The sequence below is a fragment of the Salimicrobium halophilum genome (assembly GCF_900100295.1).
Taxonomy (GTDB): domain Bacteria; phylum Bacillota; class Bacilli; order Bacillales; family Halobacillaceae; genus Salimicrobium; species Salimicrobium halophilum.
The window spans coordinates 116,420-134,146 of record NZ_FNEV01000004.1 but is presented as its reverse complement, the minus strand read 5'-3'; the positions used below and the strand labels follow the sequence as shown (position 1 = coordinate 134,146).

Below are 17,727 nucleotides of genomic sequence, written 5' to 3'. Positions count from 1 at the left end.
TTAAGTTTTTTTGTAAACGGATATACCCCTAATGGTAGGTTAAAAAAGAACGGGAGGTAATGTTCTATGTTACTGAAACATTTCTATGATAACTATTTAGCTCAAGCTTCTTATCTTGTCGGGTGCCAGGCGAGCGGAGAAGCCGTAGTGGTCGACCCAGCTCGTGAGATTGAGCAGTATATCGAAGCGGCTAATCAGAATGGACTTCGGATCACTGGTGCTCTTGAGACCCACATTCATGCAGACTTCGTTTCCGGTGGTCGGGAAATGGCAGAGCGCCTCGGTGCTACGCTGTACGTGTCTGATGAAGGGGACAGTGACTGGAAATACCAAAATATCGATCATTTACCGCACCAGCTATTGAAAGATGGAGATGAAATCAAAGTCGGTAATGTACGTATGGGTGTTATTCATACCCCTGGACATACGCCGGAGAGCTTGTCCTTTACGCTTAAAGATGGCGGCACGGACAACGCGATGGGTGTCTTCACCGGAGACTTCCTGTTCGTCGGTGACGTCGGCCGTCCGGACCTTCTCGAGAAAGCGGCAGGCGCGGAAGGTACAGCTGAAAAAGGCGGCTATCAGATGTTCGAATCCCTTCAGAAATTCAGCGAACTTCCGGATTACCTGCAGATCTGGCCAGGTCACGGCGCCGGTAGTGCATGCGGGAAGTCCCTGGGTTCCGTACCCCAGTCCACGCTTGGGTACGAGAAGGCAGAGAACTGGGTATTCAAACATGACAATGCGGAGGAGTTCGTGAAGGAACTGACGGACGGACAACCAGCTCCCCCTGTATATTTCGCGGAAATGAAAAAAGTGAACAAGGTCGGTCCGAACATCGTGCGCGAATTGAATGATCCTAAGCGTATCGATAATCCGAACGAACTCGAAGAAGCGATCGATAACGGTGTGCAGGTTGTCGACACACGCGATTCCGCACGCTTCGCGAAGAATCACGTAAAAGGAACGTACAACATTCCATTCAATAAATCGTTCGCCAACTGGGCCGGTTGGGTCGTTGATTACGACCGCGATCTGTATATTCTTACGGACGAAAAAGACCGTACAGAAGTACTAGCGGCGCTTCGCTCTATCGGCATCGATAACATCACACACTATATGGATGCTGCCCAGGCCGTTTCCACGAGCAGTCGTACGGAGCATTATCACAACGTCACTCCTGAAGAGTCGGTCTCCATGATCGAAAAAGGAGAAGCGAAAGTGCTCGATGTACGCTCAGAGGAAGAGTACGAAGAAGGGCACATCGATGGTGCATCTCATATTTATCTCGGGTTCCTTCCGGATAAAATCGACGAGGTGCCGAGCGACCGTCCATTGATCGTCCAATGTGGCTCCGGCGCTCGTTCCGCAATTGCAACAAGCATTCTGCAGGCGAATGGCATCACAGACATCCGCAACATGGATGGCGGCTTCGGATTGTGGAAGAAACAGGTGAACAAGCTGATTGAAGCATAAGATTTCATGAAAATGCCCCCAGTGTGGGGGCATTTTTTTATGTAGGAAGAAGATGATAGCGGTTTCCATGGTGGACGGGGGGAGTCCACTGTATTAAAATATAGGTCGTAGAGAGGACGTGATAAAGAATGGAACAAAATATAAAACTGATAGCTCTTGATATGGACGGAACGCTTCTGAGAGATGACCATGAAATTTCCGAAGAAAACAGACAAGCCGTGCAACGCGCAAAAGATGCAGGGATTCACGTTGTAGTGAGTACCGGACGCCCGATCGCAAGAAGCAGGGATATCATCGAATCTCTAGGTGAATCGGAATATGCGATTACGGTCAATGGTGGCGAGATCTATGATAGGCATTATAACCTTGTGGAGCGCCAGGTACTTGAAATGGCGGAAGTGAAACGACTATGGGAGCTTCAGAAAGAGCATAACATTCGCCTTTGGACCTCGACGGTGCAAGGCGCTTTCGACTCGGACTATACGTTCGAAAAACCGGTCGATGAGTATGACTGGCTGAAGATCGGTTTCGAAGTACCCGATGAAGCGATCCGTGAGGTCATTTTGAAAGAAGTGACAGCGAACCCGGCCCTTGAAGTGACGAACTCGAGCCCGGTGAATATCGAAATCAACCCTTCCGGTGTCAGTAAAGCCGCCGCCCTTCATAAAGTGAGTGACTGGCTCGGCTTTTCCATCAACGAAGTCATGGCCGTCGGCGACAGCTTGAACGATATGGCCATGATCAAAGAAGCAGGGATCGGTGTCGCGATGGGCAACGCCCAGGAAGACGTGAAGAAAGAAGCGAATCTCGTGACGAAATCGAATATGGAAGATGGCGTAGCTCACGTCATTCACCGGATTGTGGACGCGAAAGCAGGAGTATAATTACTCCTGCTTTTTTCTTATGGGCGGGTTTTGCGATGTTTTTTCGTGAAAAGAGGTAGAAAAGTGTTGGATAAATAGAGGTATCAGGTATTTCTCAAGGGTTATAGCCTAGAAATTGGAGGATAAGTTTTTGTATGAGGTGTTTTCTCGAAGTCTTCAGGAAAAAGTGTCGTATAAACGTTAAGCAGGAGTACCGGCATCTTTGTCGAAACTCATATATACAGAATATTTTCTGAATTTTTTGATAAGGAGTGGAGATAGTGGGACCGACGTTGAAATCCGTGTTTGAACAGACGGCTCAGAAGTTTCCGGAGAAGGTAGGAATCGTGGACGAGCGGATAGGGGTTCGCTGGACGTATCGTCAATGGGAGGAGGAAGTGAATCGTTACGCGCATACTCTTCAGGCGTATGGGGTGGAGAAAGGGGATGTCGTATCGACAGTGCTCTTCAATACGTCCGAGTTCCTGACGACACTGTTTGCCTGCACGAAGCTCGGAGCTGTGTTCAACCCTATTAACTTTCGTCTTACGGAAAAGGAAATCTCATTTATTTTACAGGATGCGGAACCGAAAATCGTTCTGTATGAAAAGGCCACAGCACAGCAGGTGGAGCCTGTAGTCCCGGATATGTCTGATACGGTATTCTGTTCCATCGATCATGGAGAGCGTCATTTATACGATGTGCTATCGGAGAACAGAGCCGGTATAGAAGTTCCGCTTGATGAGGAAGACACGTATGCGATTATGTACACATCCGGCACGACCGGGAATCCGAAAGGGGTTGTCCATTCGCATCGGGATATGGTCGACCAGGCAATGGCGATGGCACTGACGATGCAACTGACTCCGTCGGATAAAGGATTGTCGATCGGCCCGATGTTCCACTGTGCCGAGCTGCACTGTGCTATTTTCCCGAGAATTCTCGTAGGTGCAGGAAATGCGGTGCTTCATCACTATGATCCCAAAGAGACGATTCGTCTGATCAAAGAAGAGGGGATCACGACGATGTTCGGGGCACCGACGATGTGGCATATGATGATTCAGGAAGATTTTACGAAAGAAGAGATCAGCACACTACGCCAAGGGTTGTATGGAGGAGCACCGATGCCACCGTCGCTCACGAAAGAACTACATAACACCCTTGGTATCGGCCTTGTGCAGGCTTATGGGATGACGGAGATGGGGCCGGCGATTACGGTTCAGATGGAGGAAGATCAGATTCCTAAAGCAGGATCTGCCGGAAAACCTCTCGTGAACCAGGAAGTCCGAATCATACGTGCTGAAGGAGAAGAGAGTGGAAGTCCGGATGATATATGTGAAGCAGGAGAACTCGGGGAGATCATCGTCCGCGGCCCAAGCATGATGAAGGGCTACTACAAACGCCCGGAAGCGACGGAAAAAGTGATCCGGGACGGCTGGTACTATTCCGGTGATATCGGCATGATGGATGAAGATGGATTTCTTTGGGTGCGGGACAGGGTGAAAGATATGATCATCTCAGGAGGGGAGAATATTTATTCCCGGGAAGTGGAAGACGCGCTGAATGATCATCCCGCCGTGGAAGACGCTGCCGTTGTAGGCGAACCGGATGTAAAGTGGGGAGAGCAGGTCGTGGCATTCATTGTGAAGCGCGGCGATGTGACGGCAGAGGAAATAGATGAATTTCTCTTGTCAGGAAATCGTCTCTCCCGTTATAAGCGACCGAGGCGGTATGAATTTGTCGAAGAGCTTCCGAGGAATGCGAGTGGAAAGTTGCAGAAGTTCAAGTTGAGGGAAAAAGCGACGAACGTGAAATGATGAATACCGGAGCTTTGGAGGGAATTCTTCTCCATAGCTCCGGTATTTTTTGAGATTAATCAGTGGTCTTCCATAAATGGGATGGATTTCAAGGGAATATCAGGTTGAAACGTCGCAAAAACGTTAGTATGCAACGGTTTTCGATCAATTGGAAAGAGAAACTGTTTGATACTATTTTTTATGCGATGGTTTTACAATTTCAAGAAGGAAAAGCGTTTTATAATTAGGCCTGCTGCTTACGCCTTTCATGTCCAGTTACGACACCGTACCCTTAGCGACATAAAAGAACTCCATATGAAGAAATGCGCTTCTTCAGGGGGAGTTTTGCGTATGCGAGTAGGGATGAACGGGGTGTCCCCACTTTTCATTTTATATTTTAAACCGGGCAGCTTGTTCCTGAAGTTTATTCGCTTCCCCGGCCAGGGTTTCGCTCGTCGAGGAGATTTCTTCGACGGAGGCGGTCTGTTCTTCCGAGATGGAGGCGACGTTCTGGGATTGACCGGCTGCCGCTTCGGAGACAGAGTGGACCGTCTGGAAACTCTCCTGGATGTCGCTCGTGCGGGATGTCAGGACATCGATGGAAGTGGTCATCTCCTGCATATTTCCGGCGATCGTTTCGATGTCATCGGTGATTTTCTGGAACGATTCTTTCGCTTCTTCGACGGTCTCGACTCCCGATGTGATCGCTTTGTTTCCTTCCTCGGTCGACTGAACCGCTTCTTTCGTCTGGGCCTGCATATCTTCGACGAGCCCAAGAATATCTTTGGCCGAGTGATTGGATTGTTCGGCCAATTTCCTTACTTCTTCTGCAACTACAGCGAACCCTTTGCCGTGCTCGCCGGCCCGTGCCGCTTCGATGGCAGCGTTCAGTGCCAGCAGGTTCGTCTGGTCGGAGATATCGGTGATGATCGAAATGATTTTTCCGATTTCCCGTGATTTTTCATCGAGGTGCTGCATCGTTTCTGTTGTCGTACCGGAGTGTTCCTGGATCATCACCATTTGCTTCAGCGCTTCCTCGATGGATGCTTCTCCTTTTTTGGAAACATCCGCTGTTTCCCTGGAAGACTCGGATAACTTATTCATGTCCGTTTGGAACTGTTTCATCTCTTCAGCAATCATCGTCATTCCTTCTGTCGATTCCTGCGTATGATTCAGCTGTGTATCTGCTCCAGCGGCTACTTCCTGAATGGCGACAGCTACTTGTTCCGCGGCTTGGGCGTTTTCCTCGGAATTCGCATGGAGTTCTTCGGATGCAGCCGCTACCTGTTCGGAGGAACGCTGGATGGATTGGACGAGTCCGACGAGGCTCTGTTTCATCTGATTGAAATGCATCGTAAGGTCCCCGATTTCGTCCCTGGAGGTGACGGGAAGGTCTTCTTCCCGGAAGTCCCCGTCCGCAAGTTCGCGGGAGCGTTCTGACAATGTGCGGATCGGCCTGGTCAGTTTTCCTGAAAAGATCCATATCGCGCCTCCACCGATGATGATAGCGAGTGCACCGATGATGAGCTGCATCGTAAGAACCTGATTGGCGCCACTATTGAAATCCATCATGTACGAACCGCTGGCTACGATCCAACCCCATTCGCTTTCCTGTTCCGCATAAATGATTTTAGGAGCGGATTGATCAGGATTTCCAGGCAAGGCCCACGAATATTTACTGAAACCATCGCCTTCTAAAGCTCCATCCACGATGATCTGTCCTACGTCGTTGCCGTTCTCATCTTCCACGCCCATAAGGTTGTCCCCTTCAAGGCTGGGATGAGCAAGAAGGTCTCCATTTTCATTCATGACGAACGGGTAGCCGTTTTCCCCCAGGTCCACGTTCGTGTCGATCGGTCTTGTACCGTCTCCCTGCATTTCTCCGAGCATGATTTCTTTCGCTTCTTCTTTCGCCTGCGTTTCTGTCATGGCTCCTTCCTGAACAGAGTTTTGCAGGGACTCGATAAGACTGATCGTCGTTTTGACATTGTTTTTCAGATTCGTTTCTCCGAGCTCATCCATATGGGCTTTGCTTGTTTCATAGCTTGTAAAGCCGATGATGGCGACCGGAATGATCAAAATGAGTAGAGTCAGTGCAATGATCTTGCCTCTGATTGATGTGAACATAGTTTTCCCCCTGTGTACCTGTTTTCTTTTTTTATCGGTGAGAACGCTTTCTTTTCAACGTAAAGTAGTTTGAAAATTAAAATAAATGTTGCGTGTGTTCTCATTAGGGAGTTGAAAAACGTTCCTGTTATAATGAAAGAATATATTCAGGGAGGGATCATTATGAAATTAGGTATTATCGGAACCAACTTCATCACCGGTCAGTTGATAGAAGCGGCAAGTCACTTGGACGATGTAAAACCGACAGCCGTTTATTCGCGTACAGAGGAGAAAGCGCAGGAATTCGCACGTAAACATGGACTGTCGTATACGTATACGGATTTAGAAGCTTTTGCTGAAAGTGACTACATAGATGCCGTGTATATTGCGAGCCCGAACGCTCTGCACCATGATCAGGCGATTCTTTGCATGAAAAACGGCAAACACGTCTTGTGCGAAAAGCCGATCGCTTCGAATCATCGGGAAGCGGAAGAAATGTTCCGTACGGCGAAAGAAGAGGGCGTCGTTCTGATAGAAGCGATGAAGTCGACGTGTATGCCAGGATTTCAGAAAATCCAGGAGAATATCGATAGAATCGGGAAAGTTCGCAGGTATGTGGGCAACTACTGCAAATTTTCTTCCCGCTATGAAGCTTATCGACAGGGAGAGGTGCTGAATGCGTTCAAAAAGGAACTTTCGAACGGGGCGCTTATGGACCTCGGGGTCTATGGTATTTATCCGATGGTTGTCCTTTTCGGTGAACCGCATAAAGTCCAGGCGACAGGGACGCTCTTGGATACGGGTGTAGACGGTCAGGGCACGGCTTTATTCACTTACGGAGATAAGGAGGCAGTCGTTTCTTTTTCTAAAATCCATAACGCTTACGCTCCATCTGAAATCCAGGGGGAGGAAGGGTCGATCATCATCCCGGACATTTCCACACCGGATGGAATGACCATCAAATTCCGGGACGGGACGGAAGAAAAGATAGAGACGAACACCGTTTATCCACCGATGTTCTATGAATTATACGAGTTCAAAATGGTCATAAAGCACAATCTCCGAGGGTCCATCATAAATGCTCCGCACAATTCTCTTGTAACAGCTAAGCTGATGGAAGAAGCGAGGAGACAGATGGGAGTCGCTTTTCCGGCGGATGAATGAGAGAAATGAGGGATTGTCGTGAAACTGTTGCTCAGGTACGTATCCAACTATAAACAGGCTGCAATTTTTGCAATTCTGCTCATGCTCATTGAACTGGTCGTGGAATTGTTCCAACCGCTCATCATGGGAAAAATCATCGATGAAGGGATTCTGCAGGAGGACTATCAGACCGTAATCGTTTGGGGAGGAGTCCTGGTTCTGCTTTCCCTCGCAGCCTTTGCCGCGGGTATCACCAATTCCTTCTTCGCGGCTAAGGCCAGTCAGGGAACGGGGCATGATCTCAGACGGGATGTGTTCGGGAAAGTGCAAAAGTTCGCCGGGGGTAATTTCGATCAGTATTCGACGCCGAACCTCGTCACCCGAATGACTACGGATGTCGTGCAGATCCAGAACTTTCTCTTTCTGTTCACGAGAATCGGACTGAGAGCACCACTTTTCATCATTTTCTCTCTGGTAATGGCGTTCACCGTACATACAGGAATGGCACTCATTCTTTTGATCGCTACGCCTGTCATGGCAGGTTTCATGTTTTTTGTAAGTGTCAAAGGAGTGAAGTTGTTCCGTCTCGTTCAGCGTAAACTGGACGGAGTGAACAGGATCATTCGGGAGAACTTGACGGCGATCCGGGTCATCAAAGGCTTCAACCGCACCTCTCATGAAGAGGAAAGGTTCCATGGCATCAATGACTCGCTTCGTCATACGAACAAACAGGCCCTGTGGCTGATGGAATTCGCCATGCCTACGCTGATGCTTCTGATGAACATCGTTATCGTTGTTCTTCTCGTCTTCGGAGCAGGGGAATTGCCGACAGGAGGAGCAGAACCTGGGGAGCTCGTAGCTATCGTGAACTACGCGACGAGGATGATGGTGAACTTCTCGATGTTCACCTTTCTGATTATGGTGTTCTCAAGAGGACAAGCTTCTTCAGACCGGATCGCTCACGTTCTTGAGGAAGAGACACCTGGTTTTCTTGATGAGAAAGGGAAAGACAAGCCTTCCCTTCAGGGTGAGATCGAGTTTCGCGACGTATCGGCGCACCGCGGAGAAGAAGTGCTGGACCTTGTCTCTTTTCATAACGGTGCAGGCGAGACCGTCGGAATTCTTGGAGAGACGGGAGCTGGGAAGTCGACGCTTCTGCATCTGATTCCCCGTCTGTTGGAAAAGGAAAAAGGAGAGATTCTCGTAGACGGACAAAATCTTGAGAGCCTCGACGTATACCATCTGAGGAGGCAAATCAGCCTTGTACCCCAGGAGGTGCATCTTTTTTCCGGAACCATCAGGGAAAACATCCGTTTCGGCAAACCGGGAGCTTCCGATGAAGAAGTGAAGAGTGCGGCGGAGAAAGCTCAGATCCATGAGTTCGTCACCACTTTGCCGGAGGGGTATGATACGAAGATCGGGCAGAAGGGGGTCAATTTTTCAGGGGGACAGAAGCAGCGTCTTTCGATTGCGCGTGCCCTCGTCCGTCATCCGCGGATTCTTATTCTCGATGACAGTACGAGTGCGCTCGATGCGAATACGGAAGCGAAGCTCCTGTCGATTCTTCAAAAGGAAGAATGTACGGTGTTCATGACCGCTCAGAAAATCAGCTCTCTCCTTGAGGCGGACAGGATACTTGTAATGCAGGACGGTACCGTCAAAGCTGAAGGGACGCATAGGGAACTGCTCAGGGATAATGATTATTACCGCAGTGTCTATGACTCTCAAAGAGAGGAGGAGAGCGGATGAGCGCAAAGAAACACCCCCATCAGATGACATTGACGAAACCGCCGAAAGCCGACGATATGAAGGCGACGGTGAAGCGGATCTGGTCGTATATGATCAAAGAAAAAGGGAAATTCTACTTTGTACTGGCAGCTGTGCTCATAAGCTCGCTGTTATCTTTGGCCGGACCTTACCTGTTAGGGGTGGCGATTGATGCAATAATTGCAAATAGGGAGAATGACAGGCTTTTTTCGTTACTGACACTTCTGACTTCGGTGTACGTAGGTCAGACTATTTTCATGTGGCTGCAGAGTTATACGATGATCGGTCTTTCTCAAAATACGGTGTACCGGATGAGGGAGCATCTGTTCAGCCATCTCCAGCACCTGCCGATGTCCTTTTTCCAGAAATACCAGCAGGGTGAATTGATGAGCCGTCTCACCAATGATATGGAAAACGTGAGCCGGACGCTAAACTCAGCGGTCATTCAGCTAGTGACGAGTATCCTCACTATTGCAGGAACACTCGTGATCATGGTGATATTAAGTCCTCTATTGACCTTGCTTACTATAACCGTCGTTCCCCTGATGTATTACGGCATGAAATGGATTACGAAGCGTACGGGTGAATATTTCAAGGAACAGCAGAAGAACCTGGGAGAAGTGAACGGCTACTCGGAAGAAATGTTTTCCGGGCAGCCGATCATTGCTATGTTTTCGAAGGAAGCGGATGTCGAGCGTGAGTTTGCTGATAAGAATTACAACCTGTATGAATCAGGATACTGGGCGCAAGTGTATACCGGATTCATTCCGAAGCTGATGAACATGCTGAACAACTTCAGTTTCGCCATTATCGTAGGAGGCGGAGCGGTGCTGGCGCTGAACGGGTACGTGACGGTCGGGATCATTGTCACCTTCACGACCTACTCCCGGCAGTTTACAAGACCTCTGAACGATCTCGCCAACCAATTCAATATGATCCTCTCGGCTGTCGCAGGTGCAGAGCGGGTATTCAATATCATCGATGAAAAAGAGGAGCGGGTGGATGAAACGGAAGCTTCGTTAGTGAAAGACGTCCGGGGAGACGTATCGTTCGAGAACGTCCACTTCTATTATGATGAAGAAGAGAAAGCGCTCGAAAATGTAACGTTTCACGTGAAACAGGGCGAGACCGTTGCGCTTGTCGGGCCGACTGGAGCCGGGAAGACGACCGTCGTCTCTCTGCTATCCCGCTTCTATGATGTGAGTGAAGGTCGTGTTCTCATCGATGGAACAGACATCCGTTCCATGAAGCGGGAAGGAATCAGAGAACACACCGGACTCGTGCTTCAGGATGCTATCATGTTCCATGCGACAATCCGGGAAAATATCCGCTATGGCCGTCTGGATGCTACGGATGAAGAGGTGGAAGCGGCAGCAAAGGCAGCACGGGCGGACGGTTTTATCCGCAAATTCCCCAGAGGTTATGAGACCATGCTCGATTCGGATGGCAAGGGGATCAGTCAGGGACAACGTCAGCTTCTCTCCATTGCCCGCGCGATATTGAAGGATCCATCTCTGTTCATTCTTGACGAAGCGACAAGCAGCATCGATACAGTTACGGAAACGAAGATCAACGAAGCGCTCCAGACCCTCATGAAAGGACGGACGAGTTTCGTTATCGCCCATAGGCTCAATACGATCAGGAATGCCGATTTGATTCTTGTCATGGAGCACGGCAAGGTCGTAGAGAAAGGAAATCATCGGGAGCTCGTCCGTTTAGGAGGAAAGTATGCAGATTTGGTCGAGAAACAGGCTACCTCCTAGTGGAAGGTTCAAAATTTTTCGTTTCGTTTTTCCTTCAATATGATAAGATTAATAGGGAAAACTTCAGAAATACGCGTTTTTTCTGAAAAAAGGGGTCGAGATTAGTGGAACAACAGCATGAGATGTATGATGTGATCGGTGTCGGCATAGGTCCGTTCAATCTGAGCCTTGCGGCGTTATTGGATACGCAGGACGTGAAAGCGGCTTTTTTTGAACAGAAACCGGCGTTTGCCTGGCACCCGGGGATGCTGATCGAAGGGACGAAATTGCAGGTACCGTTTCTCGCGGACCTGGTTACGATGGCGGACCCGACGAATCCTCACAGTTTTTTGAATTATATCAGCCAACAGGGACGGATGTATCAATTTTATATATTGCAGCGTCTCGATATTCCGAGAAGAGAATACAATGATTACTGCAAATGGGCTTCGGAGCGTATCGAGAGCTGTCGTTTCGGGAAGACGGTGACGGGGATCGAACGCCTGGAGGATGGCCATCACCTGGTCAATGTTCGTGATGAAGGGAGCGGCAAGGAGGAATCCTACTATACGAAGCATGTCGTGCTCGGTACAGGAAGTTCTCCTGCACTGCCGAAATCTCTGCAGGGGATGCCGGAAGAAGACGTCTTCCATACGGCGGATTTCGAAATCCAGCGCCATACGTGCCGGGCTGCCTCATCCATCACCGTAGTCGGATCGGGACAGAGTGCGGCGGAAGCTTTCCGTGAACTGTTGAGAGAGCAGCGTACATGCGGCTTCAGGCTCGACTGGATCACCAGGTCCCCGGGTTTTGCTTCCATGGAAGAATCGAAGTTGAATCTGGAACATTTTTCTCCGGATTACATCGATTATTTCTATCCGCTGCCACAGGAGAAGAAGGATGAAATCTTTGATTCCCAGGGGCTTTATTACAAAGGGATCAGTGAACATACGATTACGGATATATACAATTTGCTGTATGAATATTCTGTGGGGGGAGAAGCGCTGAACGTAGGCCTTAATCCTTTGACCAAGGTTACAGGGATTGAACAGAAAGACGGCGGGTATGAACTGACTTGCTATCACTATCAGAAAGAAGATACGTACTCCCATCAGACGGATAAAGTGGTTGTAGCGACCGGCTATCAGCCTAATATCCCTGAGTTCATCCATGAGTTGGCCGATGAGATCGAATTCGATGAACAGGGACGCTATAAGGTGACCAAAGATTACAGGTTGGTGGAAAAGAAAGAAACGCCTTATAACATTTTTGCTAACAGTGGCATCACCCACACGCATGGCGTCGGTTCGACGAATCTTGGGCTCGCTGTGTTCCGTAGCAAGGTGATTGTCAATCAGCTGCTAGGAGAAGAAGTTTATACCGTACAGGACTCTTACGTATTCCAGTCCTTTGACTGACCATCCACATTTTGTGGATGGTTTTTCTTTTGGGTTGAGTTTGCGCGCCACTCAGGTTGGAGGTTCTCACTTGAGTGGCGCGCTATTTTTATACAGGGACGTTCAGAATGGGAACTGGCGTGTGGATGGGTGGCGAAGGAATTTGCGGGACACTCAACACAGGAACAAGACTTTGAACGTCGTCCAACAGAAGACGAGCTTTTATAGCCAGGGATTCTAGCGGTGTGAAACTACTTTTCGCTTCGTGATCCAGTTGCAGCACCCAGAAACCGGTTTTCACTATCCCCTTGACATTTTCATAATTTGATTAGATAATAGCATAAATATTCATAAAAGATAATAAATATGCAAATAGATGAGGTGGTTACATGAAAGGTGTTATTCAGCTCGAAGATGGACAGTTTTTCGAAGGGGAAGCTTCCGGGGAATGGACGTCAGCAATCGAAGGGGAAGTCGTGTTTTACACAGGCATGACCGGTTACCAGGAAGTGCTGACGGACCCTTCCTACCGTGGTCAGATCGTTGTTTTCACATATCCGCTTATCGGTAATTACGGGGTTTCGGGGGAGAGTTCTGAAAGCGGAGAACCTCAGGTGAAGGGTGCGATCATGTGGCAGTGCTCGGATGATGACAACCATTATCTCGCAGATCAGTCGCTTGCTGCTTATATGGAAGAACAGAATATTCCTTACTTAACGAAGGTTGATACGAGAGAGCTCACCAAAGCGATCCGTACAAAAGGGACGTGCCGGGCGAGTATCGCTAATGAGAAGACCGCGCCTGTTCCTGTCGAAGCGGCGGGGCAAGTGTATGAAGTCAGTCAGAAAGAGAAACAGGTATACGGAGAAGGGGATACCCATCTTGTTCTCATCGACTTTGGCTGGAAGCAGTCGATTCTGGATGAACTGCTTGCCGGAGGGGCAAAAGTTACGACTCTACCTTTCCGCGATATTGCAGATATTTATGATATCCATCCGGACGGTATCGTTCTTTCAAACGGACCAGGAGACCCGAAAGACGTGACCGGTTACCTGCCTCAAATAAAAGAAGTTCTTGATACGTATCCGGCATTCGGTATCTGTTATGGCCATCAGGTGATTTCACTCGCATATGGAGCGGATACGAAGAAGCTTCCATTCGGCCATCGCGGTGCCAACCATCCGGTGAAAGATAAGAAGACGAATTACGTATTCATCACGTCACAGAACCATAATTACGTAGTGACTTCGGAGAGTCTTACGGATACGCCGCTCGAAGCGCGCATGATTCATGTGAACGACGGCTCGGTTGAAGGTGTTGTGCATAAATCGAAGCCGATTTTCAGTGCGCAATTCCATCCGGAAGCGAACCCGGGGCCACAAGATGCGGCGTGGATGATCGAAGAATTTTTCGCATTGGTGGAGAAGAAAGGAGTTACGACATATGCCTGAAAAAGTACTAGTGATCGGATCCGGTCCTATCATCATCGGCCAGGCGGCAGAGTTCGACTATTCCGGCACGCAAGGCTGCCTTGCCTTGAAAGAAGAAGGTCTTGAAGTGGTTCTCATCAACAATAATCCGGCGACCATCATGACGGACCCGGAGATTGCAGATAGCGTGTATTGTGAACCTCTCACAGTAGAGAGCATCGAAACGATCATCCAGCAGGAGAAACCGGATGCCTTGCTTGCAGGACTCGGCGGACAGACGGCTTTGAATCTTGCTGTCGAATTGAAAGAAGCAGGCGTGTTGAACAAGTACGGGGTGAAGGTGCTGGGAACCTCCATCGATTCCATCCAGCAGGGGGAAGACCGGGAACAATTCCGTCAAGTGATGCAGGAAACGGACCAGCCGGTGGTGGAGAGTGAGGTCATCACCGACTTTGAACATGCCAAAGCCTTCGCAAGCCATACCGGATTTCCGGTAATCAGTCGACCCGCTTATACGCTCGGAGGACGTGGGGGCGGAATCGCACACGACGAAGAGGAATTGGAGACGCTGATGAAGGATGGACTGAAAGCGAGTCCGATTTCCCAGGTCATCCTTGAGAAAAGCATCGCCGGTTTCAAAGAAGTCGAATACGAAGTGATGCGCGATAAAGACGGGACGTGTATCTCGGTGTGTAACATGGAGAACGTCGATCCTGTCGGAGTCCATACCGGTGATTCGATCGTGACGGCACCTTCGCAGACACTGACCGATAACGAATACCAGATGCTCCGTACGGCTGCCCTTGAGATCGTGAACAGCCTGAATGTCATCGGGGGATGTAACGTCCAGTTCGCACTCGATCCGAAGAGTAAGCAGTATTATATCATTGAAGTGAATCCGCGGGTCAGCCGTTCTTCAGCGCTTGCATCGAAAGCGACCGGCTATCCGATTGCGAAAATGGCGGCCAAGCTTGCTCTCGGGTATCGCCTGGATGAACTGATGAATCCGCTCACCGGCTATACGTACGCAAGTTTCGAGCCGACGCTCGATTACGTCGTCGTCAAATTCCCGCGCTGGCCGTTTGATAAATTCAAAGGAGCGAATCGTACTCTCGGAACGAAAATGAAAGCTACCGGAGAGGTCATGGCGATTGAGCGGACACTCGAAGCTGCTTTCATGAAAGCGATCGATTCTCTCGATCAGACGCTCCCCACTTTTGATGAAGAAACGACTTGGGAGCACATCAAGGCGCCGACGGACGCAAGATTCTTCGCTGTCCTCGACCTGATGCGTCAGGGAACGTCACAAGAAGAAATATTCAGAGCGACCGGCTTCGATCCGTTTTTCCTGAATGTATTCCAGAACATGCTCTCCTGGGAGAAGAAGCTCTCTGAAGATACGTCGCCAGCTACAGTGAAGGAGGCGAAGCTGCATGGGGTTTCAGATGCGAAACTTGCTGAAATCACCGGTACACCGGAAAAAGATTGGATCGGGTTCAGGAACAAGTACGAAATAGCCCCTTCTTATAAAATCGTCGATACATGTGCGGGAGAATTCGAAGCTGAGACGAACTATGTCTACAGCACCTACGCCGGTAATACAGAAATCAAACCTCTCGAAGCGGAGAGAAAAGCACTGATCATCGGTGCCGGCCCCATCCGTATCGGTCAGGGTGTGGAGTTCGATTACAGTGCGGTGAAGGCAATCGAGAGTCTGCAAAGTCAGGGCTACACCACGATTATGATAAACAATAATCCGGAAACGGTGAGTACGGATTACGAAACGGCGGATCGTCTGTATTTCGAACCGCTCAAACTCGAGAACATTCTGGACGTCGCCGCTTTTGAACAGGTGGATATCGTATTCACAGCTTTCGGCGGACAGACGGCACTCAACGTCACAGAAGAAATCGAGAATCATGGCTATAAAGTGGCGGGAGTCCCCGCAAAAGTGATTGCGAGCCTGGAGGACCGTGAAGCATTCTACGATTTGCTGCAGGAGATCGATGTTCCTCACGTGCCGGGGGAAATGTGTCACTCCGCTGATGAAGCGCGCCAGGCTGCAGATTCTTATCAGTACCCGCTACTGTGCCGCCCTTCCTACGTAATCGGAGGTCAGGGAATGGTCGTAATTCACTCCAAAGATGAGCTCGAAGCGGCCCTTGAAGAAACCGAAGCGAAGCACTATCCGCTCGTGATGGATCAGTTCATTACAGGAAACGAAGTGGAAGTCGAACTTGTCAGTAATGGGAAAGACGTATTCATCCCGGGACTCATGGCGCACATTGAAGCAGCAGGTGTCCATTCCGGAGACAGTATGGCTGTATTTCCTGCGCAGGTGAAGCCGGACGTCCAGGAAAAAGTGGAAACGTATGCGGAACAGATCGCGACGCACGTGAATTATAAAGGAATCATGAATATCCAGTTCCTCGTGAACGGAGACGATGTGTATGTGCTCGAAGTGAACCCACGTTCAAGTCGGACTGTTCCAATCGTCAGCAAAACAGCTGCTGTACCGCTGATTGACTGGGCGGTCCGGGCGATGGTCGATGAAACGAGTGAATTGCCGTCCGTTAAGCCTGATATCCCATACACAGCAGTGAAGTTTCCTGTGTTCTCCTCACATGCGCTTGCGGAACTCGATCACAAGCTCGGTGCGAACATGATGTCCACCGGAGAAGGGATGTATCTCGGGAAAACGACAGAACAGGCACTTGCAAAAGTGTTCGAACACCTTCCACATCCTGACAGTGCGGCCTGCTTCCATGAAGGAAAAGATGATGATTTCGCCAAGTGGCTCTCTTCTAAGGAAGCGGCTGTCTATCACAATGAAGAGGACACAGCAGAAGCGAAACAGAAACGGGTCGAAGCGCTGAAAGCCGGCATTACGATCTTCAGTAATGAAGCGACGTACCAGGCATACAAAGAAAGCATCGGATATCGTAATAAAGAACGTATAGCTCTTGTACAACCGAAAGGGAACGAGGTGATGATATGAGTGTAGAAACAGAGCCCAAACAGGTAAGCGTGTCTTTCCAGGGACGGCATTTACTGACGTGGAAGGATTATCAGAAAGCCGAAATCATACACCTATTGGAGCGGGCGGTGGAAATGAAACAGCAGCCTCTATCCGAAGCGCTGGCGCAGAAAACGTTAGCGATGATTTTCGAGAAGTCTTCGACGCGGACGCGCGTGTCCTTCGAGGTCGGTATGACACAACTTGGCGGAAAGGCCATCAATTTGAACAGCCGGGATATGCAACTCGGGCGTGGAGAAACGATCGCGGATACCGCCCAGGTGCTATCGAGGTACGTAGACGGCATCATGATCCGGACCGATTCGCATAAGAAGCTCGAGGAACTTGCCGCAAACGGAACCGTTCCGATCATCAACGGGTTGTGTGACATCTACCACCCGTGTCAGGCGCTCGCTGACATGATGACGATTTATGAACAAAAAGGCAAACTGGCCGGCGTCAAACTTGTATACGCGGGCGATGGGAATAATGTAGCCCATTCTCTGATGATCATCGGTGCGATTCTCGGTCTTGAAGTTGTCATCGCATCACCGGAAGGGTATGAGCCTCTTGATTTCGTCACCAATGATGCCGGGCGGCTCGCGGCTGAAAATGGCGGAAGCCTTACGGTGACGAGTGATATCAAGACGGCTGTGGATGGAGCGGATGTCCTTTACACCGATGTATGGACCAGCATGGGTCAGGAAGAGGAAGAAACGGAGAGAAAGAAAGCTCTTGCCCCTTATCAGGTCAATCAGGAATTGGTGGGACTCGCGAAGGCGGACGTCAGTGTGCTGCATTGTCTGCCGGCTCACCGCGGAGAAGAGATTACAGCGGAAGTGATCGACGGCTCTCAATCGGTCGTATTCGATCAGGCAGAGAACCGCTTGCACGTTCAAAAAGCGATTATGGAAGCATTGTTATAGCTTCATAGAAGACCACCTCTCAGCGACAGGGGTGGTTTTGTTTTTTTATAAATATTGTTAATCAC

General features: G+C 49.5%; 11 protein-coding genes. 10 read left to right on the top strand and 1 reads right to left on the bottom strand.

The features are described 5' to 3' along the window. Window positions 1–66 precede the first annotated feature (66 nt). The 3 genes from BLQ44_RS07820 to BLQ44_RS07810 all read left to right on the top strand — a co-directional run bounded on the left by BLQ44_RS07820 (window position 67) and on the right by BLQ44_RS07810 (window position 4,156). Complete coding sequence (locus BLQ44_RS07820; protein WP_093193339.1) at window positions 67–1,476, top strand: MBL fold metallo-hydrolase; 1,410 nt, start codon at window positions 67–69, stop codon at window positions 1,474–1,476. 128 nt (window positions 1,477–1,604) lie between these two features. Next, complete coding sequence (locus BLQ44_RS07815) at window positions 1,605–2,360, top strand: Cof-type HAD-IIB family hydrolase (protein ID WP_093193338.1); 756 nt, start codon at window positions 1,605–1,607, stop codon at window positions 2,358–2,360. A gap of 260 nt (window positions 2,361–2,620) precedes the next feature. After that, window positions 2,621–4,156: a long-chain-fatty-acid--CoA ligase gene (locus tag BLQ44_RS07810; protein ID WP_093193337.1), complete on the top strand. Its 1,536-nt coding sequence runs from the start codon at window positions 2,621–2,623 to the stop codon at window positions 4,154–4,156. Window positions 4,157–4,525: 369 nt separating this feature from the next. Here BLQ44_RS07810 and BLQ44_RS07805 read toward each other — a convergent pair whose 3' ends face one another. Further along, window positions 4,526–6,262, bottom strand: a complete 1,737-nt coding sequence (locus BLQ44_RS07805) for a methyl-accepting chemotaxis protein (protein ID WP_093193336.1) — start codon at window positions 6,260–6,262, stop codon at window positions 4,526–4,528. Between the two features lie 159 nt (window positions 6,263–6,421). On the opposite strand from BLQ44_RS07805, the gene BLQ44_RS07800 reads away from it, so the two are divergent. The 7 genes from BLQ44_RS07800 to argF all read left to right on the top strand — a co-directional run bounded on the left by BLQ44_RS07800 (window position 6,422) and on the right by argF (window position 17,662). Continuing rightward, the gene (locus BLQ44_RS07800) at window positions 6,422–7,405 is read left to right on the top strand and encodes a Gfo/Idh/MocA family protein (RefSeq protein ID WP_093193515.1); all 984 of its coding nucleotides are present in this window, start codon (window positions 6,422–6,424) and stop codon (window positions 7,403–7,405) included. Between the two features lie 18 nt (window positions 7,406–7,423). After that, window positions 7,424–9,133, top strand: coding sequence for an ABC transporter ATP-binding protein (locus BLQ44_RS07795; RefSeq protein ID WP_093193335.1), 1,710 nt, complete (start codon window positions 7,424–7,426; stop codon window positions 9,131–9,133). After that, complete coding sequence (locus tag BLQ44_RS07790; protein ID WP_093193334.1) at window positions 9,130–10,914, top strand: ABC transporter ATP-binding protein; 1,785 nt, start codon at window positions 9,130–9,132, stop codon at window positions 10,912–10,914. The genes BLQ44_RS07795 and BLQ44_RS07790 overlap by 4 nt, the downstream gene beginning before the upstream one ends. A gap of 104 nt (window positions 10,915–11,018) precedes the next feature. After that, entirely contained in the window at window positions 11,019–12,311 is a 1,293-nt protein-coding gene (locus tag BLQ44_RS07785) for a lysine N(6)-hydroxylase/L-ornithine N(5)-oxygenase family protein (RefSeq protein ID WP_093193333.1), read from the top strand. A 368-nt stretch (window positions 12,312–12,679) separates the two neighbouring features. Next, complete coding sequence (locus BLQ44_RS07780) at window positions 12,680–13,741, top strand: carbamoyl phosphate synthase small subunit (RefSeq protein ID WP_093193332.1); 1,062 nt, start codon at window positions 12,680–12,682, stop codon at window positions 13,739–13,741. After that, window positions 13,734–16,718 carry a carbamoyl phosphate synthase large subunit gene (locus BLQ44_RS07775; protein ID WP_093193331.1) on the top strand — a complete coding sequence of 995 codons (2,985 nt, stop codon included), beginning with the start codon at window positions 13,734–13,736 and terminating at the stop codon, window positions 16,716–16,718. Before BLQ44_RS07780 ends, BLQ44_RS07775 begins: the two co-directional genes overlap by 8 nt. Then, window positions 16,715–17,662, top strand: a complete 948-nt coding sequence (gene argF / locus BLQ44_RS07770; RefSeq protein ID WP_093193330.1) for an ornithine carbamoyltransferase — start codon at window positions 16,715–16,717, stop codon at window positions 17,660–17,662. The genes BLQ44_RS07775 and argF overlap by 4 nt, the downstream gene beginning before the upstream one ends. Window positions 17,663–17,727: the final 65 nt, after the last annotated feature.

Excerpts from the sequence above, each read along its gene's own strand:
- BLQ44_RS07775 (WP_093193331.1), top strand. The coding sequence starts at position 13,734 with ATGCCTGAAAAAGTACTAGTGATCGGATCCGGTCCTATCATCATCGGC.
- BLQ44_RS07790 (WP_093193334.1), top strand. The coding sequence starts at position 9,130 with ATGAGCGCAAAGAAACACCCCCATCAGATGACATTGACGAAACCGCCG.
- BLQ44_RS07780 (WP_093193332.1), top strand. The coding sequence starts at position 12,680 with ATGAAAGGTGTTATTCAGCTCGAAGATGGACAGTTTTTCGAAGGGGAA.
- BLQ44_RS07805 (WP_093193336.1), bottom strand. The coding sequence starts at position 6,262 with ATGTTCACATCAATCAGAGGCAAGATCATTGCACTGACTCTACTCATT.
- argF (WP_093193330.1), top strand. The coding sequence starts at position 16,715 with ATGAGTGTAGAAACAGAGCCCAAACAGGTAAGCGTGTCTTTCCAGGGA.
- BLQ44_RS07815 (WP_093193338.1), top strand. The coding sequence starts at position 1,605 with ATGGAACAAAATATAAAACTGATAGCTCTTGATATGGACGGAACGCTT.
- BLQ44_RS07820 (WP_093193339.1), top strand. The coding sequence starts at position 67 with ATGTTACTGAAACATTTCTATGATAACTATTTAGCTCAAGCTTCTTAT.